This window comes from Klebsiella sp. DY2415, assembly GCF_026314315.1.
Taxonomy (GTDB): Bacteria; Pseudomonadota; Gammaproteobacteria; order Enterobacterales; family Enterobacteriaceae; genus Klebsiella; species Klebsiella ornithinolytica.
Window position 1 is genome coordinate 1901319 of the sequence record NZ_CP111115.1, and the last position, 23610, is coordinate 1924928.

Sequence of the window (23610 nt, forward strand, 5' to 3'; positions counted from 1 at the left end):
TGCATGCACAATAGCGTTCCGGGGAAAATCAGTTTGCTTCGCGCTATATCCGTCGCTGACGACGGCGAACAGGGCGAGGGCGTTGGGTTTTCTCCACCGAGGCGATGCCGGTCAGATAATCAGCCAGGGCGGCAGGAGAAGGGTGGGTGAAGAGATCCAGCAACGTCAGGGTGGAAAATTCGTGACGCTGTAATAAAACGTGCAGTTGCACCAGATTCAGCGACGTTGCGCCCGCCTCAAAGAAGTTTTCAGCTGGGGTGACTGGCACGCCAGCCACTTCGCGGAAGGCGTCGCAAATCAGGCTGACCGTGCGTTCGTCCGCCGCACCGTGTGGCTGAGCGTGCTCAGGGCATACGCGCTGTGGGCGCTCTGCGCGTTGCCCCGCGTGCTCAGCGGGGGGCACCAGCGCGGCGAGCGGCCGTTGCCAGGCGCTTTCATCCTCGGCCATTCGGTTGAGCAATGCGCAATACTGTTCAAACTGGCGTTCCACCTGGCCCGAAGGAAACAGGGCAGCGACAAAATCCCAGTTGAAGCGCAGTTCGCCTTCGGACTCATAAACCTGGTGATCGAGCCAGACCTGCGGCGTCTGGGAAATGCCCCAGACCGGCTTGAGCAGATTGCGCCGGGCAAGGAAGTTATCCTGTTCAAAGCCCAGCGCGCTGGTAAAGACGACGGGCATCGAAACGGCGGGCACGTTTTGCCGCTGCGCCAGTTGACGCATCACGCGGATTGCCGACACATCGCGGTGGCTGAGGTTTTGGCTCAGTCGCTGCTGCAGTAACTGCGCGCTGTGCAACCAGCTCTCGCCGGGATGCCAGCTCAGCAGCATCAGCGAGGTGAAATCGCCGAGGATCTGGTTGATTTGCGGGTGCAGTGGCCGTCTGTCGAAAAGCGTAAGGTTAAGCGTGAAGTCAGGCTGCGCACTCCATGCAGAGAGAACCGTCGACCATACGGACAACAGCACGGCCGATGGGGTGAGGCGTGCGTCAGCCGCCCGTTTTTTCAGACGACGCCAGCGCGCACTGTCCATTGCACCGTTCAGGCGAGCGAAGCGCGGCGCCTCAACCTCCTGAGGCAAGCAGCGCAGCGGCAACGCAGGCGCTGGCGGAATATCATCAAGTCGCGCCTGCCACCAGGCCAGAGAGTCTGCATTGGGCGACTGGAGCGAGGATTGCTGTAGATAGTCCCTGAAGGTGACGGGAAGCGGCGGAGGGAGCTGTTGCGGATAGCGATAGCCGTGTTCCAGCTCCGCCAACAGGATCTGCATGCTCAGCCCGTCCAGCAGCAGATTATCCAGACACAGCCACAGGCGGGCGGGCATCCCGTCCACAAATCCGGCCTGGAGATCGAATACCGGCCAGACTTCGGGATTGAGTACCTGATGCGCCAGTTTTTCCCGTACCCGCAACGCCTCTTCAGGCGTATGGAAGGTGTGCGTGGGTATCACCCAAGGGGGCGTCTGTGCGAGAACCTGCTGTTGACCATCACGCACAACGGCGCGCAGCATATCGTGGCGGGCGATTAATCGGTTCCAGACCGTCTCCAGCCGGGTGATGTCCAGTTCGGCAATTTCAAATTCAACAAAGAAGTGAGAGCCGACGCCGCCCAGGGCAAAGCCCGGCTGACGCCCCACCAGGTAAGCCTGCTGCACGTCGGTAAGCGCAAAGGGCTGGTAGCGTTCTTCAGGGGAGTGGACAAATTGTTGTTCGACAGGAACGTCGATTTTACGCAGCGTGGCGGCAAAATCTGCCAGCCGGGGCTGATTAAACAGGTCGCTTAATTGCGCTTCGTAACCTGCCTGACGGAGTTGCCCGGTCAGACGGGTAGCCAGCAAACTATCGCCGCCTTGTTGGAAGAAGTCGGTCTCTCTGGTGACGGGGCCCGTCGATAAGAGTTGTTGCCAGAGGGTGGCAACCTGTTTTTCAATGTCGCCCCGAGGTAAATCCGCCTCGGCCCGGTTTTCCGCTTCCGGGGTATGACGCTGCTTCAGCGCCTGATAGTCAATTTTCCCGTTAGCCGTCAGCGGTAGGGCATCGAGGAAGACCATTCGTTGCGGCACCATCCACCCCGGCAAGCGTTCGGCGAGGGCGGCCTGAAGTTTACGAGGATCGCGACGCACCTGGCTATCAGGACATTGTACGAGGAAGCGTTGTAACCCCGCGACCTCATCGCCATGCTGGCAGTTGAAGGCGGCGGCGGTAAATAATGCCGCCCAGTCTGCGCTGTTATGGAGCAAAGCCTCCGGCTGCCCATCGGTTAACAGGAGCGTGCTGAGCAGGGCAGACGGCGTTAACTGACGAAACTCCATCACGTAGAGCAGTGCGCCGGGGGCGGCAAGCTGTTGTAATGTTGCCAGGAGAGCGGGGTCTTCTGGCAACAGACGATGCAGAGCGTTGTTAAGCCAGATAATGTCCGCCGAGTGGGCGTGCGCCGCCAGCGTGTCTGCATGCCAGGGGAGCAGCCGGGCGTCGGACCAGGGAGAAAGCCTCTGCCGGGCGTTCAGCAGCATCTCCTGGCTATGCTCAAGCCCGACATACTCAATCTGTTCAGCATTAAGCTGTGTTAACAGCGATTCTGCGGCGCGGCCAGTGCGGGTTCCCACCTCAAGCAGGCGTACCGGGCGCTGTAAACGTGACGCAAGCCGTTGGCAAATTGTCGCCAGTTCCTGAATATACCAGGCGCTGGCCGGATGGTCGAAGGCCAGATTTTCCGGCGACCACCGGGCATCGTTCAGTAATGACAGTTCGTCGCGGGCGCCGCGAAGAATTTGCGCTAAGGTGACATCATGCCCGCTGAAATGCGGGTGTTCATCCTCGCGTTCTTCATGAGCGCAGACTTGATACCCTTCAGCTACGGGCTTCAGGCGCTGTTGCGTGACGAGAAATGCTAACCAGCGCTCCACCACGGCCTGCCAGCGTGGCTGGATAGCGAGTGTGTTCATCAGGGAGAGCGGATCGGCGCCAGGGGTTTGACCCGGCTTCAGTTTTAACAGCCGATGCTGAAGGAAATCGGCGACCTGTTCGGCGGATATCTCTGGCGAGAGCGTGCAGCAGGGCAATGCGCCCGCAAGCGCGTGCCATGCCTGCGGTAGTGCCGGGTCTCGATGATGGGTAACGCAAAAATCCTCGCCTTGAGGAACAACATATGCCACCAGCGTCTTTTCTTTTTCGCCAACCGCCACCACGGTTGATTGTTTCACGCCCGTCAGCTGGCTGAGCGCGTTTTCTATTTCGCCCAGCTCGATGCGATATCCTCCGACTTTGACCTGCTTGTCACGACGACCGAGGAACTCTACTGTGCCGTCTGGCCAGTAGCAGCCGAGATCGCCGGTGCGATACCAGCGCTCGCCGGAGAGCGTCAAAAATTGCTGCTCGCTGCGCAGGGGATCGTTGAAATAGCCTTCCGCGACCCCGATGCCGCCAATCCATAATTCGCCTGACACCCAGTCAGGGCAGTCCCGGTTCTGTTCATCCACCACCCGGTAGCGTTGGTTGGTTAGAGGAAAACCGTAAGGGATGGCACGCCAGTGGTCAGGGACCTGCTTAACCTCGCAGACGTTAGACCAGATCGACGCCTCGGTGGCGCCGCCCATGGCGATAAATTGTCCTTGCGGCCGGAAGGCCCGATAACGGGCGGGGAGCGCAAGACCGATCCAGTCGCCGGAAAGCATCACCGCGCGCAGATTTTCCGGCGTGGCGTCGGCGAAACCTTCACACCAGGTCAGCAGCATATCGAACAGCGCCGGGACGCTGTTCCAGAGCGTGACATGATGGCGTTGGATCAGCTCACACCATGCGTGAGGATCGCGCCGTTGATTTTCCATCACCATAACCAGCGCGCCGCCGGCGCTCAGCACGCCAAAAATGTCGTAAACCGATAAGTCAAAATGCAGGGCGGACAGCGCCAGCATCCTGTCTCCGGGGCCAACCTGATAGCGGCTATTGATGTCGTAACAGGTGTTGAGCGCTCCCCGGTGCGAAATGACTACGCCTTTCGGCGTGCCGGTAGAACCGGAGGTGTAGATAATGTAGGCCGGTTGCGTGGAGGCGCGTGCCACCGGGTTGGCGATCGGCTTCGCCTCAATGGCCTGCTGCCAGGCAAGGACGGGTATCGCGTCTGACCAGACGCCGGCGTCGTGCTGGCAAATGAGCACCAGCCGGACGCTGGCGTCAGCGTAGATTTTCTCGCGCCGGGCGGCGGGCTGGTCCAGCGAAACCGGAACGTAAACCGCGCCGGCCAGCAGGACGGCCAGAACGGCAACAAGTTGTCCCGCGCCTTTCGACATCGTGATAGCCACATTGTCGCCGGGCTGAACCCCGCACTCAATTAACCTGCCCGCGCAACGGTGGGCGTAGTCTGTCAGCTCACGATAACTCCACTGATAACGCATGTCCGTCACCGCCAGCGCCTGCGGCTGTTGCAGAGCGATACGGAAAATGCCTTCATGCAGCAAGCCTTTGGGAATGGGGCCGTCGGTGGCGTTGGCCCGTTCGCGTATCGCGCGCTGGCTGGCGGGCATCATATCGGCGAACGGCTTTTGCCAGGCGGTTTCGTCATCGCAGAGTTGGTTAATCAGCTGGCAGTAGGCGTCGAACAACGTCTCGACTAAGGCCGGAGGGAACAGCGCGTCGTTGCTGTCCCATTGCAGCCAGACCTCGCCTTGATGCTCGAACGCCAGATGATCTATCCAGACCTGCGGCGTTTGCGAGATGCCCCATTCAGGCTCGCCCAACGGTGACTCTGCGCGACTGCTGTAGAGGGAACGCCCCAGATTGCTGGTAAATACCACCGGGGCGCCGTGGGGGTAGCGCTGCTGGCGTTTGAGTTCACGGAGCAGTTCGACGCCGGACCAGTGGCGATGCTCCCAGTCTTCAGTAAACGTCAGCTGGTTTTTCCGCGCCAGGTTGCTGACGGTATCGCCGTCGCAGGCGGTATCCAGCAAAAGAATATTGGTGAAGTCGGCAAGCATTGCGTCAACCGCCGGGTGCAGCGGCTGGCGGTCGAATAAAGTGATGTTAAGCAGCAGACGCGTCAGGCCGCCCCAGCGAGCCAGAACGGCGGAAAAACAGGTCGCCAGTGCCATTGTCGGCGTGACGCCATATTCGCCAGCCCGTTGGCTAAAGACGTGCCAACGTGTTGCCGGGACAATCATGCGGCGCCGGGTATTACGGACTTCACGTAGCGTGGCGGGTTCGCAGGCCAGCGGCAAGACAGGCGCGGGAGGAAGCGTCGGTGCTTTCGCCAGCCAGTAGGCGCGCGCTTCGTCTCTCAGCGGTTGATTAATCTTCTGCTGGTGCAGTAAATACGAGCGGAAATCATAGCCGGTGTCGATAGCCGATAGCGATTCTCCGGCCAGCAGTGCGTTGAGTTCATCGAAGAAAAGCGTAAAGCTGGAGGCATCCATAATCAACAGGTCAATATTGACATGGAGGCGGTGGCGATTGTCCGGTAAGAGCGTTAGCTGAAAATCAAACGTTTCGCCGATCTCCACGCGTAAAAGACGGTGGCTCAGGCGCTGGCGCAGCGCTTGCAGATAGGCCTCGCGGCTTTCAGCATCATTATGGCGTAAATCATGAAGGGTGACGCCGTTCCAGTAAGGTTGCGGCAACCAGACCTGCTGCCCGTCGGGGCGAAAGGCGATATGCAGCATCGGGTGGCGTTGCAGCAAGGTCGTGATGGCCTGCTCCAGCTGCGACGCCGTCAGACAATGGCCTGCAAACTCCTGATACAGGTGGCACCCCACGCCGCCAAGCGTCTGTCCCGGCATACGGCCCGTCAGGTAGGCGTGCTGTACCGGCGTCAGAGGGAAGGGGGTACTTTCAGCCATTTTCGGCCAGGCGGTTTCGTCCGGCGGTGTTTCGTCGTCCGGTTTTTCAACACTACGGCTGCGCATCAACTGGCGCCATGCGGCCAGCGTGGGGGCGGCATACAGTTCGCGAAGGGTAAGGCGATAGCCTTTTTTACGGAACCAGTGTAACCATCTCATCAACCTGATTGAATCCAGGCCTGCCTGGATCAGATTGCTCTCTTCATGTAACTGCTGCGGCGTTAAATTCAGCTCCTGCATGAGCCGCTCGCGTAATTGTTGGTAATCAGCCGTGTGGCGGTTGCCCGGTAACAGCGAATCCTGAGAGGGTGCGCCAGAAATCATTCTTCCTCCTGATGGCACGTCTTACCAAAAAGCATTGTCTACATGAGAATAATAATTATTAACAATTGAGTGCTACCCGAAACGGGTTTATTTATGCCCGTTTCGGGTTGGCGGCAGGCAGAAAGCGCAGAGGCCCGGATGGGATATCCGGGCCTCTGTCAGGGAGGAATTGATGAGGAGACAACCCCGATTACATCACGCGTTTAAAGGTCGAAGGGGTAACACCAAACTGTTTCTGGAAGGCGGCAGAGAAATGGCTGGCGTTGGCATAGCCCAGATCGGCTGCCACCGTCATGACCGAGGTATTGCCATTGGCCAGGCGTCTTCTGGCTTCCTGCATGCGTTCTGCCTGAAACAGACCATAGACGCTGTTGTTGAACAGAACGCGGAACCCCCGCTTAATTTTGAGCACGCTCAGACCGGACTCTCTGGCCAGCTCTGCGACGCCCGGTGCTTGCGTCAGGTCTGCCAGCAGCAGATCCTTCGCCCGCAGCAGTTTCTGGCGTTCCATTGGGTTGAAGTGGCAGGAGAGGCAACCGGTGTCTTCGCGATGTTCATCCAGCACCAGACTGAGCATCACCAGACTTTGTCCCTGTAGCCAAAGCGTCGATGGCTTTTGCTCATGACTGAAGCCGCTGTGCATCCGCATCAGCGCGTGACGCAAGGCTTGAGCCGTTAAGTGGGTTTCAGCATTACAACGCTGCTGCTGACAGCAGCAGTGGGAGTCGATCTTCTTCTTAATGACCGCGCTAATATCCGGCACCCACAGCGCGAGGGTTTCAGGGCTGAAGGAGAGCGTAATGCTCTCGAAGCGGCCACAATAGGAGGCGCTGCCGCGGCAGCCGGGCGTATGGGTAATGTAATGGCGATTACGCGCAAGCTCCCAGTCGGTATGGCGTCTGAGTCCCTGGATAGCAAAGTGAGATGTGCCTTCCAGAATGCACGAGAAGTTAATCCTGCCCAGATCGTCATGTAGCTGCAACGTCTCAGGCCGCGCAAAATTCCCCCTCCAGAGCAAAATATCCATCCCTTCCTGCAACGAACAGCGTAGCAGTTCACACTGGGCAGGAATATTGCCATCCTTTACGGGTTTCCCGGCTACCAACTGATGAATAGAGATTTCAGATTGCGTTTGTGGTGACTCCGTCATGACCTGGTTATCTCCCTGTGGCTTAGTCCAATGCGGGTATATACCCGTCATACTTCAAGCTGCATGTGCGTTGATTGGGTTACTCGGCTCATTCATGAGCTTTACCCTGGCGGGCCGCCGCGACACGGCATTCAACTCTGTTCCAGACAGATTTGTCCCGCCCCCCCGTCAATGATTGCTATAAATTTCTGGGATTCCCTCGCTTGCCGCCTTCCTGCAACTCGAACTATTTAGGGTAAAAATAGAACCGAATGGGGTAGATGAGTAATTGATAATGGTTATTATTCACATTAATTATCAGAACGCCACTCTGAATTGTCGTTTTTGGTGTGCGTAAAAATTCATCAGGAAATTCAGCCATTCCCATGTCATCTCAATCATCAAATACTGAATCGCTATCCCGATTTCCGCTCTGGCAGGTGATTACACCGGTTCGCCGGAAGGTTATTTTAGCGATGGCGCTGGCGGGGCTGGCGGCATTAACCAGCCTGGGAGCGCTCCTTTTTCTGGCGTGGAGTCTGCGCGACATCCGCGCGACGCCTGACGCGATTCCTGCCTGGCCGCTGAGTGGCCTGATTAGCTGCGTGGTATTGACTTTTGTCCTGCGCCTGCAGGCATTCAATATCTCTCATTACGCGGCTTTTCATCTGGAGAACATTCTGCGCAGCAGGTTAGCCCGTAAAGCATTGCAGCTTTCGCCTGGCGCGTTACAGCAAATGGGCAGCGGATCAGTGGCGAAAGTGATGCTGGATGATGTGAAGTCGTTACATATTTTTGTGGCTGACAGCACGCCGCTCTACGCCCGCGCGGTCATCATGCCGCTGGCGACTATCGTTATCTTGTTCTGGCTGGATTGGCGACTGGCTATCGCGACGCTGGGGGTACTGGCGTTTGGCTCGGTTGTTCTCGTGCTCGCCCGCCAGCGTTCGGAAGATTTGGCCCAGCGTTATCATCAGGCGCGCGAGCAAGTCAGCGCGGCGGTTATTGAGTTCGTGCAGGCCATGCCCGTAGTGAGAACGTTTGACAGCGGCAGCAGCAGTTTTTTGCGCTACCAACATGCCCTTGAAGAGTGGGTTGGCGTGCTCAAAACCTGGTATCGCAAAGCCGGTTTTTCAGCACGTTTTTCATTCTCGATTCTGAATCCTCTCCCGACCTTATTTGTCCTGATCTGGTCGGGATACGGCCTGTTGCACTATGGCGGTTTCGACTTTATCGCGTGGGTGGCCGTTTTACTGCTCGGCAGCGGAATGGCCGAAGCCGTGATGCCAATGATGATGCTCAATAACCTGGTCGCGCAAACGCGTTTAAGCATTCAGCGTATTTATCAGGTTCTCGCAATGCCGGAGTTATCGCTGCCGCTATCTGACCAACAGCCGAAAGAGGCGAGTATTACCTTTGAGCAGGTGAGCTTCCATTATCCGCAAGCGCGGGCTGATGCCGCGTTGCAGGAGGTGAGCTTTCATGTACCTGCCGGGCAAATTGTGGCGCTGGTCGGGCCAAGCGGCGCCGGGAAAAGCACCGTGGCACGCTTGCTGCTGCGTTACGCCGATCCCGACAAAGGCCACATCCGTATTGGCGGCGTGGATCTTCGCGATATGCAGACGAACACCTTGATGAAGCAACTCTCTTTTGTGTTTCAGGATAACTTCCTTTTTGCCGACACAATCGCCAATAACATTCGTCTGGGCGCGCCGGATACGCCGCTGGAGGCGGTAGTCGCGGCGGCCAGGGTGGCGCAGGCCCATGAATTTATTAGCGCACTGCCAGAGGGGTACAACACGCGAGTCGGGGAACGCGGGGTATTTCTCTCCGGCGGTCAGCGACAGCGCATCACCATCGCCCGGGCGCTTTTGCAGGACCGCCCCATCCTGGTGCTCGATGAGGCGACGGCGTTTGCTGACCCGGAAAACGAAGCCGCGCTTATCAAGGCGCTGGCGGCGGCGATGCGCGGCCGGACGGTCATCATGGTCGCGCATCGCCTCTCAATGGTGACTCAGGCTGATGTGATATTGCTGTTTTCCGACGGTCGGCTCAGGGAAATGGGCAACCATGCGCAACTTCTGGAACAGGGCGGCTTGTATCAACGGCTCTGGCAACACTATCAGCAGGCGCAGCGTTGGGTACCGGGTGGCGTACAGGAAGAGGGAGTGGAAAATGGAAGACAATAATCCTGCGGATAACCTGGCCTGGCGCGTCATCTGGCGTCAGCTTATCTCCAGCGTTGGCAGCCAGGCCGGGATGCTGCGGCGCAGTATGCTGGCGCTATTGCTGGCGGCATTCATGCAGGGGATCGCCTTTGCCTGTCTTTATCCGATCATTGATGCGCTGTTACGGGGGGATGCATCGTCACTTCTCAACTGGGCAGTGGCCTTCAGCGTTGCCGCGATTGTGACGCTGGCGCTACGTTGGTATGGCCTGGGCTTTGAATACCGCGGCCATCTGGCGCAGGCTACCCATGAGTTACGTCTGCGCCTGGGCGAGCAATTACGCCGCGTGCCGCTGGAGAAACTCCAGCGCGGACGGGCAGGGGAAATGAACGCTTTGCTGCTGGGCAGCGTGGATGAAAACCTTAATTATGTTATTGCGATAGCCAATATTTTGTTACTCACCCTTGTTACGCCATTGACGGCGTCGCTGGCGACTTTGTGGATAGACTGGCGACTGGGGCTGGTGATGCTACTGGTCTTCCCTCTGCTGGTGCCGTTTTATTACTGGCGCCGTCCAGCGATGCGGCGACAGATGCAGATGCTGGGGAAAGCGCATCAGCAGCTGAGCGGTGATATCGTTGAATTTGCTCAGGGGATGATGGTATTGCGTACCTGCGGTAGCGATGCCGATAAAAGCCGGGCGCTGCTGGCGCATTTCGATGCGCTGGAAAACTTACAGACCCGCACTCACCGTCAAAGCGCTGGCGCGACGATGTTGATCGCCAGCGTCGTAGAGCTGGGTCTGCAGGTGGTGGTGTTATCCGGGATCGTCTGGGTGGTGACGGGGACCCTGAACCTCGCCTTCCTGATTGCCGCCGTCGCGATGATTATGCGCTTCGCAGAACCGATGGCGATGTTTATCAGCTACACCTCGGTCGTGGAACTGATCGCCAGCGCCCTCCAGCGGATTGAGCAGTTTATGGCGATTGCGCCGCTTGCCGTCACAGAACAAAGCGAGCTGCCGGAACGTTACGATATCCGTTTTGATCATGTCAGCTATCGCTACGAAGAAGGCGACGGGCAGGCACTCAATAACGTTTCTTTGACGTTCCCCGCAGCCAGTATGAGCGCGCTGGTGGGCGCCTCTGGGGCAGGCAAAACCACGGTCACAAAACTGTTAATGCGCTACGCCGATCCGCAGCAAGGACAGATTTCTATTGGCGGCGTCGATATTCGCCGCCTGAGGCCAGAACAGCTCAATAGCCTGATTTCTGTTGTTTTCCAGGATGTCTGGCTGTTTGATGACACGCTGCTGGCGAATATCCGTATCGCGCGCCCACAGGCGACGCAGCAGGAGGTGGAGGAAGCCGCCCGCGCGGCGCAGTGCCTTGAGTTTATTTCCCGTCTTCCGCAAGGCTGGTTGACGCCAATGGGTGAGATGGGTGGGCAGTTATCGGGCGGCGAGCGCCAGCGGATTTCCATTGCCCGAGCGTTATTGAAAAATGCGCCGGTCGTCATTCTTGATGAACCGACCGCCGCACTGGATATTGAAAGCGAACTGGCGGTACAGAAAGCTATCGATAACCTGGTTCACAATCGGACGGTGATTATTATCGCCCACCGTTTATCAACCATCGCCGGAGCGGGAAACATCCTGGTGATGGAAGAGGGGCGCGTGGTTGAGCAGGGCACTCACGCGCAATTGCTCTCCCGTCCAGGACGTTATCAGGCGCTGTGGCAAGCGCAAATGGCCGCGCGCGCGTGGCGCGACGAAGGGGCTTCTGCGCCTGGAGAATGGGCTCATGAGTGACCTTCAGTCGAATGTGAAACCGCTGACGTTAACAACCGGGCGGGTGATTTTTGCTATTGCCGGCGTTTATGTGACGCAGAGTCTGGTATCGGCGCTGTCTATGCAGTCCTTACCCGCGCTGGTGCGCGCTGCCGGCGGATCGCTGGCACTTGCTGGGGCGACAACGCTGTTTATGTTGCCCTGGGCGCTGAAGTTTATTTGGGCGCCGTGGATCGAGCGCTGGCGGCTCCCGCCCGATAGCCCGGAGCGCCGTTCCCGCATGTTAATCCTGCGTGGTCAGGTCGCGTTAGCGGCGCTCCTGATGATGGCCGCAGCGATCGGCTGGTTCGGGCGAGAAGGGGGATTTCCCGATACGCAAATCGTGGCGTTATTTGTTCTGTTCATGGTGGCAGGCACGGTCGCCTCCACCATTGATATCGCCAGCGACGGTTTTTGCGTCGATCAGCTGACCCGCGCGGGTTATGGCTGGGGAAACAGCGTGCAGGTTGGCGGTAGCTATCTGGGGATGATGTGCGGTGGCGGGGTGTTCCTGATGCTGTCGGCGGCATCCGGCTGGCCTGTCGCCATGCTGATCATGGCGCTGCTGATTATGGTGTTGTCACTCCCGCTGTGGCGCATTACGGAGCCGACGCGAACGGTGACGGTCCCGCATGTTCCGGCGTTAGGTTATGCGCTAAGGCGAAGACAGGCGCGTCTGGGCTTACTGCTGGTATTGATGCTGAATTCCGGTATGCGGTTTGTGCTGCCTCTTCTGGCGCCGCTGTTGTTGGATCATGGGCTGAGTATGTCAGCGCTGGGTGCGCTGTTTAGCGGCGGTAATATTGCGGCGGGCATAGCAGGAACGCTGGCCGGCGGATTACTGATGAAGTACACCTCACCCGGCAGAGCGCTGTTGACGGCTTATGGCGTCCAGGGGATCGCACTGCTGGCGGTGGTGGTGACGCTGATGATGGCGCCGGGTCATCTGCTGCTGCCCGTTCTCCAGTGTCTGGTCATTATCCAGTCCATTTCGCTGGCCTGCGCGCTGGTCTGTCTTTATGCCACGCTGATGTCGCTTTCATCACCCTTACAGGCCGGCGTCGACTTCACCCTCTTTCAATGTACTGACGCGGCAATCGCCATTCTGGCTGGCGTTGTCGGCGGCATTGTGGCCCAACATTTTGGCTATGCGGCCTGCTTCCTGTTTGCCGGGATATTCACGTTACTGGCGGCGTGGGTTGCCCATATCCGGCTGCATTCGGCAAACAAACTGATGACCAGCTCAATTGATTGAACCGGGAATAACACAGAGAGGTAAGGGATGAAAATCAGTGAATTTTTACACCTGGCGCTACCAGAGGAACAATGGCTGCCGACGATTTCTGGCGTCTTACGCCAGTTCGGAGATGAAGAGTGCTATGTCTACGAGCGTCAACCCTGTTGGTATTTAGGTAAAGGATGCCTGGCACGGTTGCACATTAATGCCGACGGAACGCAGGCGACATTCATTGATGATGCCGGGGAGCAAAAATGGGCGGTGGATTCCATTGTCGACTGCGCGCGTCGTTTTATGGCGCATCCGCAGGTGCAAGGGCGTCGGGTATATGGGCAGGTTGGGTTCAACTTTGCGGCGCATGCGCGGGGGATTGCCTTCGACGCCGGCGAGTGGCCGCTGCTGACATTAACCGTTCCCCGGGAAGAGCTTGTGTTTGAAAAGGGAAATGTCACCGTTTATACGGACTCCGCTGAGGGATGTCGACGTCTGTGCGAGTGGGTAAAAGAGGCCAGTACAACCACGCGAGGGGACTCCATGGCTGTGGATACCGCCCTCAATGGTGAGGTGTATAAACAACAGGTGGCGCGCGCCGTTGCGGAGATCAGCCGGGGCGAATATGTCAAAGTGATTATCTCGCGCGCCATTCCGCTGCCATCGCGGATTGATATGCCCGCCACCCTGTTATACGGGCGGCAGGCAAACACGCCCACGCGGTCGTTTATGTTCCGCCAGCAAGGACGCGAAGCGCTAGGGTTTAGCCCGGAGCTGGTGATGTCGGTAACGGGCAATAAAGTGGTCACTGAACCGCTTGCGGGCACCCGCGATCGCATGGGAAGCCCGGAGCAAAATAAGGCGAAAGAGGCAGAGCTGCTGCACGACAGTAAAGAGGTGCTTGAGCATATCCTTTCTGTCAAAGAAGCGCTTGCTGAACTGGCGGTGGTTTGCCGGCCGGGCAGCGTGGTGGTTGAAGATTTAATGTCGGTCCGCAAGCGTGGCAGCGTTCAGCATCTGGGCTCTGGCGTGAGCGGTCAGCTTGCGGAAAACAAAGATGCCTGGGATGCATTTACCGTGCTGTTCCCGTCGATTACCGCCTCGGGTATCCCTAAAAATGCTGCTCTGAACGCCATTATGCGAATTGAGAAGACCCCGCGAGAGCTCTATTCCGGCGCAATCCTGCTACTGGAAGATGCGCGCTTCGATGCGGCGTTAGTCCTGCGTTCCGTATTTCAGGACAGTCAACGGTGCTGGATACAGGCGGGAGCAGGGATCATTGCCCAATCTACGCCGGAACGTGAACTGACGGAAACCCGGGAGAAATTAGCGAGCATTGCGCCCTATCTCATGGTATCGGAGTGATGGCTAAGCCGTTCCGGTCGTCCCTCCGGGACAAGGGCGGAAGAGTGGCGCCGATGGGCGATGTCATCGCGACTGGTCACCGGGTTGCTGTCGATTAATCCCTGATGGATAGCCTGGCGCTTGTTATTACCGTGGTACGGCCGTCTGCAGGAAGCCACTTCCCGCAGAACTTTTCTTCAATTCCTTTCAGTCGGTCAATGAGATGACGAGTTTTATTGGCGGTCGAACTGACCTGTCCGGATTTGACGACGCATTTTTCCGATGCTGAGGATGACATCAAAACGCACCGGGAAAATTTTCACGCTAGCTTATTGAATCAACGCGATATAAGGATTCATAAGGATACGCCAAAGCAAAAAGCCCGCTTAAGTTTCCTTAAGCGGGCTTCTTAAATATGGCTCCTCTGACTGGACTCGAACCAGTGACATACGGATTAACAGTCCGCCGTTCTACCGACTGAACTACAGAGGAATCGTGTGAACGGGGCGCATATTAACGGCGGCGCATGACCTTGTCAAAGACAGAATCACCCGAATCTGTTTGATTGCTGACAATTTCAGCAATGGCGATGCGTTTGCGCTGTTTTCCATCAATGCGCACCGTTGTGGTGCACATATACCCCTAATGGAGCATAGCGTAATCCGCTTACCGGGCAAATAAATGCTCTGTTGCTATCAGAATCGCTTATCACGCCGCCTGGCGCGGCCTTTGCACCGTTGCGAAAAAACTGGCAAGCAAATTGCAAAACCTCTGTAACTCAATAGCCAGCGTTGGTACTGGCTTTCCTTACAGGAGGCAAAATGAACTTAAGACGACTGAAGTATTTTGTGAAAATCGTCGATATCGGCAGTCTGACTCAGGCTGCTGAAGTCTTGCACATCGCACAACCGGCGCTGAGCCAGCAGGTGGCGACCCTGGAAGGCGAACTGGACCAGCAGCTGCTGATTCGGACAAAGCGCGGCGTGACGCCGACCGAAGCCGGGAAGATTCTCTACACCCATGCGCGTACAATCCTGCGTCAGTGCGAGCAGGCGCAGCTGGCGGTGAATAACGTGGGTCATACGCTCAGCGGCCAGGTCTCGATTGGCCTTGCGCCGGGGACCGCGGCTTCTGCCATTACCATGCCGCTGCTGCAGACGGTCCGCAATGAGCTGCCTGAAGTGATGGTCTATCTGCAGGAAAGTAGCGGGACAATCCTGAACGACAAATTGCTCAGCGGCCAGCTGGATATGGCCGTGCTCTACGAGCGCTCGCCGGTCGCTGGCATCATCAGCCAGCCTTTGTTGAAAGAAGATCTTTATCTGGTGGGAACCCGCGATTGCCCGGGCCAGAGCGTCGATCTGACCGCAGTGGCGGAGATGAACCTGTTCCTGCCGCGCGATTACAGCGCAGTACGTGCGCGAGTGACGGAAGCGTTCACCCTGCGTCGTCTGTCGGCGAAAATTATCGGCGAAATCGAATCCATTACGACGCTAACCGCGGCGATTGCCAGCGGAATGGGCGTCACCGTGCTGCCTGAGTCCGCGGCGCGATCGCTGTGCGGGGCGGCAAACGGCTGGATGGCGCGGATCAGTACCCCATCGATGAGTCTGTCGTTATCGCTGAACATGTCGGCGAAGGGCAGCCTGTCGCCGCAGGCACAGGCGGTGAAAGAGATTCTGCTTTCGCTGGTGAGTCGTCCTTCGCTGGAGAATCGTGAATTGTTGTTGGTAAGTTAATCTATATTCCCGAAAGGAATAAGTTGCTGGTTTTTATTATTTGTTAGTAAGGACAACAGACTTTAACAATAGAGCATATGTTATGTCTGATAGCCCGGAGGAAAGGGTGAATTTCCAGCAACTAAAAATTATTCGTGAGGCTGCCCGTCAGGACTACAACCTGACGGAAGTCGCAAATATGCTGTATACATCGCAATCGGGCGTGAGCCGTCATATTCGTGAACTGGAAGAAGAGCTGGGGATCGAGATCTTCATCCGACGCGGTAAGCGTCTGCTGGGGATGACGGAGCCGGGTAAAGCGCTCTTATCCATTGCCGAACGCATTCTCAATGAAGCCAGCAATGTCCGCCGTCTTGCCGACCTGTTTACCAACGATGCCTCCGGTGTGCTCACGATTGCGACGACTCATACCCAGGCGCGCTACAGCCTGCCGCCGGTGATTAAAGCTTTCCGGGAGCTCTTTTCCGATGTGCGGCTGGAGCTGATTCAGGGTACCCCTCAGGAGATTGAAGCGCTATTGCATAACGGTGGCGCAGATATCGGTATCGCCAGTGAACGTCTGAGTAACGATCCGACGCTGGTGGCTTTTCCCTGGTTCCGCTGGCATCACAGCCTGCTGGTGCCGAAAGATCACCCGCTGGTGCAAACCACCCCTTTAACCCTGGAAGCTATTTCCCGCTGGCCGTTAATTACCTACCGCCAGGGCATCACCGGGCGCTCGCGTATTGATGAAGCCTTTAACCGTAAAGGGCTGATGCCGGATATTGTCCTTAGCGCACAGGACTCCGATGTCATTAAAACCTATGTTGAGCTCGGACTCGGCGTCGGGCTGGTGGCGGAACAATCGGGCGATGCCCGGGAGTCAGACACCTTCACCCGCCTGGAAACCCGGCACCTTTTCGATGCCAATACCGTCTGGTTAGGGCTTAAACGCGGGCAGCTGCAGCGTAATTACGTCTGGCGGTTTATCGAGCTGTGCAACGCCGGGCTGTCGCTGGATGAAATTAAACGCCAGGCAATGGAGCCGGAAGAAGCGGCCATTGATTATCAGATTTAAAATGCCATCGCGGTGGCGGATAAAGGAACAGCGGTCCGCTGCCACGAGGAGGTGAGAAAAACGCTATAATTCATTCACGATTGTCGCGACTGAGGAAGGGAAATAAATGGTGCGGCGTGTGAAATGGTTTTGCTCTCTTTTAGTTATTCTCTCAAGCCAGTGTGCGCTGGCCGTCAGTTATCCGCTGCCGCCGGAAGGAAGCCGCCTGGTGGGAAGCCCGCAGCGGGTTACCGTACCGCACAACAATACGCAACCGTTGGAGGCCTTTGCGGCGCAATATGGCCAGGGGCTGAGCAACATGCTGGAGGCCAACCCCGGCGTTGATGTCTTTCTCCCGAAGTCGGGGACGACGCTGGTGATCCCGCAGCAGTTGATTTTACCTGACACGGTTCGCGAAGGTATTGTGATCAACGTTGCGGAAATGCGCCTCTATTACTATCCGCCGGAAGGCAACACCGTTGAAGTTTTGCCGATTGGCATCGGCCAGGCGGGGCGCGAAACGCCGCGCAACTGGGTGACGACCGTAGAACGTAAGCAGGAAGCGCCGACCTGGACGCCAACGGCTAATACCCGGCGTGAATATGCCCGCCGAGGTGAGAGCCTGCCAGCGTTCGTTCCGGCGGGGCCGGATAACCCAATGGGACTGTACGCAATTTATATCGGCAGGTTGTACGCGATTCATGGCACCAATGCCAATTTTGGTATCGGGCTGCGCGTCAGTCAGGGATGCATTCGCTTACGTAATGACGATATCAAATATCTGTTCGATAACGTCCCGGTTGGCACTCGCGTGCAGATTATCGATCGGCCGGTGAAGTTTACCGCAGAGCCGGACGGTAGCCGCTGGGTGGAAGTTCATGAGCCGCTATCGCGTAACCGCGCAGAATACGAATCTGACAGAAAAGTGCCGTTACCCACGACCACAGGCATCCAGGCGTTTGTGAAGGGGGAAGGCGTCAATGTGATTCGGGCGGAGCAGGCTCTCGAACGACGCTCCGGAATGCCGGTCAATATCAGCGAGGCCGGCACGCAAAGTCATATCGGGAGCTAGCGAGCCCGCTTCTTTTGGGGCCTTTGTTGCATAAGGCATCACTGACCTGCGGTTTTTTCAGATCAAAATTTAGTCTCCGGTATTATTTATGACAGGCCAGGGCCAGAAGATCGCTCTGGCCTGTCATTTTCAATAAATTATCTATTTTATCAATGTAATACAGATCATTTTACAACCAATCATACCCACCCCAAAGCATGAAACCCGTCTCTGTCAGCCGGGAATGTCTTCATTTGTCATGCCTCTTTGAAGCCACTTTCTTTCGCGCCTTAGCGGGATCATTTCCACGAATACCCCCCTGTTCATTTCGTGACCCGACTCCCATTTTATCCATTTTTCAAATGGTCACTCTTGCTAACTATGTGGCGAAGTGTATTTTAGCATATAACTTCACAAATAATTGTGAAGATGGAAAGTACATCACAAACCTGTTTTGAAGGATCCACCCTTATGTCCGAACTGAAATTTGCCACGCGTTTAAACTCTTTTGCCTCAGGAGCTAACCTCTACTGGCCGGATCTTCAGGGAAAACCCTCTGTACTGCAGATGATTGCTCGTGCCGGTACGGTTAAGGGGTTAACCCACCTTGATCTGAACTACCCGCAACACATCACGACGGATATTCAAACGCTGCGCCAGGCCATTGAAGATGCGGGGCTGGCGGTCAACGGAATGCAAATGCGCTGGGATGCACCGCAATTTAAAATCGGGGCATTTACAAACCCTAATCCGCAGATCCGCCGCGAGGCCATTGAACTGACAAAACGCGGGATTGATGCCGGACGGGAATTTGGTTCCCGCCTGATGACGCTCTGGATGGGGCAGGATGGCTATGACTATTGCTTCCAGGCCGATTACAAAAAAATCTGGGACGATGCGGTGAGTGCGGTCCGCGAAATTGCCGAATATGCGCCGGACGTTGATATCAGTATTGAATACAAACCGAATGAACCGCGGGCTTACAGTATTTTCCCCAATGCCACGACCTGTTTGCTGGCGGTAGAAGAGGCGGGTTGCCCGAACCTGGGTATCACGCTCGATTTTGCTCATGTGCTGTTTGCTAATGAGATCCCGGCCTACGCAGCCGCGATGGTCGCTCGCCGTTCACGCCTGCTGGGGCTTGATCTCAATGATGGCTGGGGGAAACGTGACGATGGCTTGATGGTGGGGTCGGTAAATCCGCGTGCCACGCTGGAATTCCTCTGGCAGATGCAGAGAGATGGTTATCAGGGCGCCTATTACTTTGACACCTTCCCGGATGCCAGCGGTCTTGATCCGGTTCGTGAAGCTGAAATCAACATTGCTACCGTTACTCGATTGCTCAAACTGTGTGCCCGGCTTAATGATAATGATGAACTGACCTCAGCCATCAGCCGTCAGGATGCGGTGGCCTCTCAACGAATCGTCAATGACATCATGCTAGCCAGATAGTGGCAAGCATTAGCAAAAATAAGAAAGCGTTCCCTACGTGACAATAGAAGGCTGAAAAATGAAAAAACTCATACTCTCTGTACTCGCCTCTTCTTTACTGTGCTCGATGGCTTATGCCGCCGATTTAGCCCCGCTGAAATCGGATACTGAGCCCGATCGCACGGACTGGACCCAGCTCAGCAGCAAATATGGTCCAATGCCGAAAGTCGACAGCAAACTAAAAATAGGCGGCGTATCAAAAACGCTGACCAATGAATACTGGCGTTCACTTGGCGAAGGTTACCAAAACGTCGGTAAAAAATATGGTTTCACCGTGGCTTATCAGGCAGCTGCAAATGAGGACGATCAGCTGGGCCAGTTATCAATTGCGGAAACGCTTATCTCCCAAGGGTTTAATGGTCTTCTGGTATCACCCCAGACCGATATTAACCTTGAGCCCGCTCTCGAAAGTGCCACCAGTAAAAGAATTCCCGTGGTCAACGTTAACGATGCCGTGATGCCAAATGCTCCGTATTACGTGGGTAATGTGCAGAAGGATAACGGTGTACGGGTGGCGAAATGGTTCATTGAACATCATCCGCAGGGCGGCAAGGTCGCGGTGATCGAGGGCCAGCCAGGAGTCTATGCTGCCGGTCAGCGTACCAGTGGCTTCAAAGAGACGCTGCAGGCCAATGGCAAATTCAATATTGTCGCCAGCGTGCCGGCGAACTGGAGTCGCGAACAGGCGTTTAATGCCGCCTCAACCATTTTACAGCAGCATCCCGATCTGATTGGCTTTTACGCGAATAACGACACCATGGCGCTGGGGGTCGTGGAAGCGGTTCGTTCGTTGAATAAAGCCGGGCAGGTGGCCGTCTTCGGTACCGATGGTATTTCAGATGCTTATGCCTCGATTAAACGCGGTGAGCTGACAGGAACGGTGGATAGCTTCCCGGTGCTGACGGGGGAAGTTGCAATGGAAGTTATGCTGCGTCTGATTGATGGTCAGAAAATCTCCCGCGTGGTCTCGACGCCCCAGGCTTTAATCACCAAAGAGAATGCGGACGCCTTCTCAACCAAAGATAACGACAAGCTGCGTCAACTGCTGGCTCAGCAGTAAGCCAGGCGGAGGGTGTATGGAACAGTATCGCTTAATGATGCGTGGAATTAGTAAAACATACGGTAATGCGGCGGCATTGCAGGACGTGGACTTTGCGGTCAAACCTGGAGAGGTACATGCTCTGATTGGTGAGAATGGCGCGGGAAAATCCACGCTGTTAAATATTCTTTCAGGTGTACGAGAGGCCGATAGCGGTGAGATTAGCGTCAACGGGCAAACCGTTCAGATGAAGAATCCGTTGAGTGCGCGCCATGCCGGCATTGCCATGATTCATCAAGAATTACAGCATGTTCCGGAACTCTCCGTCGCGCAGAATATGTTTCTTGGCCGACCGCTAACCAAAGCAAAAGGTCTATGGGTGGATAAACAGGCTCAGCTGGAAAGAGCTGAGCTGATCCTCAAGCAACTGGATCCGACAATCGATCCCAATGAGCCGATCAAGAACCTGAAAGTCTCACAGCAGCAGATTGTGGAAATAGCTCGCGCCATGCTCGACGATGCAAAAATTATCGCGATGGACGAGCCGACATCCAGTCTGACTCCGAGAGAGTTCGACCGGTTGGCCGAGCTGATTTCGGATCTGAAAGCTATGGGGGTATCGCTTATCTATGTTTCTCATAAGATGAACGAAATTTTCAAAGTCTGCGACCGGGCCACCATTATGCGGGATGGCAGGCAGGTTGGGGTGGTGAATATTTGTGATGAGGATGAAGAGAGCATCGTCTCAAAGATGGTCGGGCGCAAGATTGAGAAACTTGAGCACAACTCATATGTGACCGAGCGCGAAGTGCTTCGCGTAGAGAATCTCTCTCGGGGTGGCGCTGTGAGCGATGCCAGTTTTACCGTCCGTGCGGGTGAGGTGCTCGGTATTGCGGGTCTGGTCGGAGCCGGGCGTACGGAACTGATGAAACTGATTGCCGGTATTGATAAGCGCAGCAGCGGCAACGTGTTTGTTAACGGTAAGGCAGTACGCAATCACAACGTCACTGCTGCCATCAGGTCCGGTATCGGCCTGGTGCCTGAAGACCGCAAGAAAGAAGGGATTATTAAAGAACGTGCGGTGAAGATGAACATGGCGCTGCCTTCAATGCGTAACTTCACCATTTCGGGAATGATCAGTAAAGTTAAGCTTAATCGGGTGGCGCATGAAGTGATGAGCGATTTGAAGCTACGACCACTGAACATTGATAAAACGATTGGCACATTAAGTGGAGGTAATCAGCAGAAAGTTATTATTGGACGCTGGGTCGCCGCAGATGCTCAGGTTTTTCTGTTTGACGAGCCAACCCGGGGAATTGATATTGGGGCAAAATCAGAAATTTATAATCTGATAGAAAAACTGGCCCGTGCAGGCAAAGCGATTGTTGTTGTCTCTTCAGAGATGACAGAGATTATTCGTATTTCTGACCGCGTACTGGTTATGCGTGAAGGGAAGATTACTAAAGAACTGAAAGGTGATGCCATCACTGAAGATAATATTGCACGCTCTGCCATTAAAGATGTCGAAGAGACCATTTAAACTTCTTACCCGTATTAATTTGAAAGGCCATAATCATGATTTCACAAAGTAATTCCCGGCCCGAAAAGCTTCGTGCACTGCCGTTTAAATTTAACCTTCGCGATGCCGGAACATTAATTGGTTTGCTTATTATCATTATTACGTTTTCTTTTCTATCACCGGTGTTTTTCACCATCCCTAATTTGTTGAATATTTTACAGCAATCATCCATTAACGCATTAATTGCGCTCGGGATGACTCTGGTCATTATCTCCGGAGGGATCGATCTTTCGGTTGGTCCGACCGCAGCATTATCGGCGGTTTTAGGGGCAACCATGATGGTAGCCGGCGTCCCCGTGCCGCTGGCCATTCTGGCAACGCTGGGAATTGGGGCTATCTGCGGCGTCTTTAGCGGTTCGCTGGTTGCCTATGCCGGATTGCAACCCTTCATTGTTACCCTCGGGGGGCTGTCGTTGTTCCGTGCTGTCGCGCTGATTTATACCGGCGGCAATCCGGTATTTGGCATCCCGACGGAATTCCGTAGCCTGATTAACAGTGAAATCTTTGGCATTCCAACGCCTATCGTTATTGTCGCCGTTATTGCTTTAGTGCTGTGGACCGTCATGAATAAAACGCCGTTAGGAGAATATATTCTGGCTGTTGGCGGCAATGAAGAAGCCGCTCGCGTTGCCGGCGTGCCGGTGAAAAGAACCAAGGTCACGGTATTTGTTATCTCAGGAACCCTGGCCTCTCTGGCCTCTCTGATCTTGATTGGCCGGTTAGGCGCTGCGGAACCAACGATTGGCAATCTGTGGGAACTGGATGCCATTGCCGCCGCGGCCATCGGTGGGGCTTCACTGATGGGAGGGAAAGGCAGCGTTGTAGGCACAATTATTGGCGCGATCATTCTCGGCGCATTACGCAATGGTTTGACGTTACTAAATATTCAGGCCTTTTACCAATTGCTTGCTACTGGTCTTATTATTATCATAGCTATGTTGATTGACAGAGCGACCAGAGGCAAGTAATGAAGCAAGATCCACGAGCCATTGGTGCTCAAATCCGTATGCGACTGCCCCAGCTGACACCCTTAGAGCGACGTGTGGTTGAGGCGATCATCGCCCGAACCGATATTACTGAGCAAACCTCTCTAAAAGAAATTGCCCAGGAGAATAATGTTTCAGAAGCGATGATTGTCAAAATAGCCAAGAAGCTTAACTTTTCAGGTTTTAGAAACTTCAGAACTGGCTTGATTTATTATAACCAGTCTGAAGTGGCAAGTTTACACGCGGAAATTGAGCCTGATGATTCATCGGAACAACTGTTGTCAAAAGTATTCAGAACATCGATTCAGGCTATTGAAGAGACAATGTCTATTCTGGATATTGCAGAGTTTGACCGCGCTGCGGACATTATATTCAAGGCTCGACATATTGACTTATATGCTGTCGGTGGTTCTGCCACGGTAGCACGTGACTTATCCCACAAGCTTTTAAAGATTGGTATTAAGTCGACGGTCTATGACGACGCCCATATTATGTTGATGTCCGCTGCGGTGCTATCTGACGACGATGCTGTACTTGCAATCAGTCACTCTGGCGCAACGCGTGCCGTTAACGATCCGGTAAAACTGGCGGCACGCAATGGCGCTAAAGTGATTGCGATTACGAATTATGCCGAATCGCCTATTGCGCGTAATGCGCATGTGGTACTCAATTCAACGTCTCAGGGATCGCATTTGCTAGGGGAAAACGCCGCGTCACGCATTGCTCAGCTCAACATTCTGGATGCATTGTTTGTGGCCATTGCGAAGAAGGATCTGAAGCAGGCGGAGAAGAATTTGATGAAAACCCAGCATGCGGTTCAGGACCTGCGAGAATATTAACT

General features: G+C 55.4%; 15 protein-coding genes and 1 tRNA gene. 12 read left to right on the top strand and 4 right to left on the bottom strand.

All coding sequences use genetic code 11. From position 1 onward, the window contains the following. Positions 1-43: 43 nt before the first annotated feature. Positions 44-6151, bottom strand: a complete 6108-nt coding sequence (gene irp2 / locus OQV00_RS08810) for a yersiniabactin non-ribosomal peptide synthetase HMWP2 (protein WP_266280202.1) — start codon at positions 6149-6151, stop codon at positions 44-46. 190 nt (positions 6152-6341) lie between these two features. Further along, a complete protein-coding gene (gene ybtA / locus OQV00_RS08815) occupies positions 6342-7301 on the bottom strand; it encodes a yersiniabactin transcriptional regulator YbtA (protein ID WP_004864402.1) in 960 nt (319 codons plus the stop codon). A 455-nt stretch (positions 7302-7756) separates the two neighbouring features. Between ybtA and ybtP the strand changes: the two genes are divergently transcribed. Genes ybtP through ybtS form a run of 4 tightly spaced genes read left to right on the top strand, consistent with a single transcriptional unit; the run spans position 7757 to position 13869 of the window. Then, positions 7757-9469, top strand: coding sequence for a yersiniabactin ABC transporter ATP-binding/permease protein YbtP (gene ybtP / locus OQV00_RS08820; RefSeq protein WP_004864400.1), 1713 nt, complete (start codon positions 7757-7759; stop codon positions 9467-9469). Beyond that, positions 9456-11258 (top strand): yersiniabactin ABC transporter ATP-binding/permease protein YbtQ, encoded by a 1803-nt coding sequence (gene ybtQ, locus OQV00_RS08825; protein WP_064367680.1) that lies wholly within the window; start codon positions 9456-9458, stop codon positions 11256-11258. The genes ybtP and ybtQ overlap by 14 nt, the downstream gene beginning before the upstream one ends. Beyond that, the gene (gene ybtX, locus OQV00_RS08830; protein WP_004864395.1) at positions 11251-12531 is read left to right on the top strand and encodes a yersiniabactin-associated zinc MFS transporter YbtX; all 1281 of its coding nucleotides are present in this window, start codon (positions 11251-11253) and stop codon (positions 12529-12531) included. The genes ybtQ and ybtX overlap by 8 nt, the downstream gene beginning before the upstream one ends. A gap of 27 nt (positions 12532-12558) precedes the next feature. Next, entirely contained in the window at positions 12559-13869 is a 1311-nt protein-coding gene (gene ybtS / locus OQV00_RS08835) for a yersiniabactin biosynthesis salicylate synthase Irp9/YbtS (protein WP_103072746.1), read from the top strand. 395 nt (positions 13870-14264) lie between these two features. Here ybtS and OQV00_RS08845 read toward each other — a convergent pair. Both OQV00_RS08845 and OQV00_RS08850 read right to left on the bottom strand, forming a co-directional pair. After that, a tRNA-Asn gene (locus OQV00_RS08845) sits at positions 14265-14340 on the bottom strand. A gap of 21 nt (positions 14341-14361) precedes the next feature. After that, a complete protein-coding gene (locus tag OQV00_RS08850) occupies positions 14362-14484 on the bottom strand; it encodes a hypothetical protein (RefSeq protein ID WP_255555508.1) in 123 nt (40 codons plus the stop codon). 185 nt (positions 14485-14669) lie between these two features. On the opposite strand from OQV00_RS08850, the gene nac reads away from it, so the two are divergent. The 8 genes from nac to OQV00_RS08890 all read left to right on the top strand — a co-directional run bounded on the left by nac (position 14670) and on the right by OQV00_RS08890 (position 23608). Beyond that, complete coding sequence (nac, locus tag OQV00_RS08855; protein ID WP_004864391.1) at positions 14670-15587, top strand: nitrogen assimilation transcriptional regulator NAC; 918 nt, start codon at positions 14670-14672, stop codon at positions 15585-15587. Between the two features lie 106 nt (positions 15588-15693). Next, positions 15694-16644: an HTH-type transcriptional regulator Cbl gene (gene cbl / locus OQV00_RS08860; protein ID WP_015583978.1), complete on the top strand. Its 951-nt coding sequence runs from the start codon at positions 15694-15696 to the stop codon at positions 16642-16644. 109 nt (positions 16645-16753) lie between these two features. Next, entirely contained in the window at positions 16754-17695 is a 942-nt protein-coding gene (gene ldtA / locus OQV00_RS08865) for a L,D-transpeptidase (protein WP_162786332.1), read from the top strand. A 450-nt stretch (positions 17696-18145) separates the two neighbouring features. After that, positions 18146-19126 (top strand): TIM barrel protein, encoded by a 981-nt coding sequence (locus OQV00_RS08870; RefSeq protein WP_015583980.1) that lies wholly within the window; start codon positions 18146-18148, stop codon positions 19124-19126. 58 nt (positions 19127-19184) lie between these two features. Continuing rightward, the gene (locus OQV00_RS08875) at positions 19185-20225 is read left to right on the top strand and encodes a sugar ABC transporter substrate-binding protein (RefSeq protein ID WP_004864381.1); all 1041 of its coding nucleotides are present in this window, start codon (positions 19185-19187) and stop codon (positions 20223-20225) included. Positions 20226-20241: 16 nt separating this feature from the next. Continuing rightward, positions 20242-21744, top strand: a complete 1503-nt coding sequence (locus tag OQV00_RS08880; protein WP_004864380.1) for a sugar ABC transporter ATP-binding protein — start codon at positions 20242-20244, stop codon at positions 21742-21744. Between the two features lie 35 nt (positions 21745-21779). Next, a complete protein-coding gene (locus OQV00_RS08885; protein ID WP_004864377.1) occupies positions 21780-22751 on the top strand; it encodes an ABC transporter permease in 972 nt (323 codons plus the stop codon). After that, positions 22751-23608 (top strand): MurR/RpiR family transcriptional regulator, encoded by an 858-nt coding sequence (locus tag OQV00_RS08890; RefSeq protein WP_004864376.1) that lies wholly within the window; start codon positions 22751-22753, stop codon positions 23606-23608. The genes OQV00_RS08885 and OQV00_RS08890 overlap by 1 nt, the downstream gene beginning before the upstream one ends. Positions 23609-23610 lie beyond the last annotated feature (2 nt).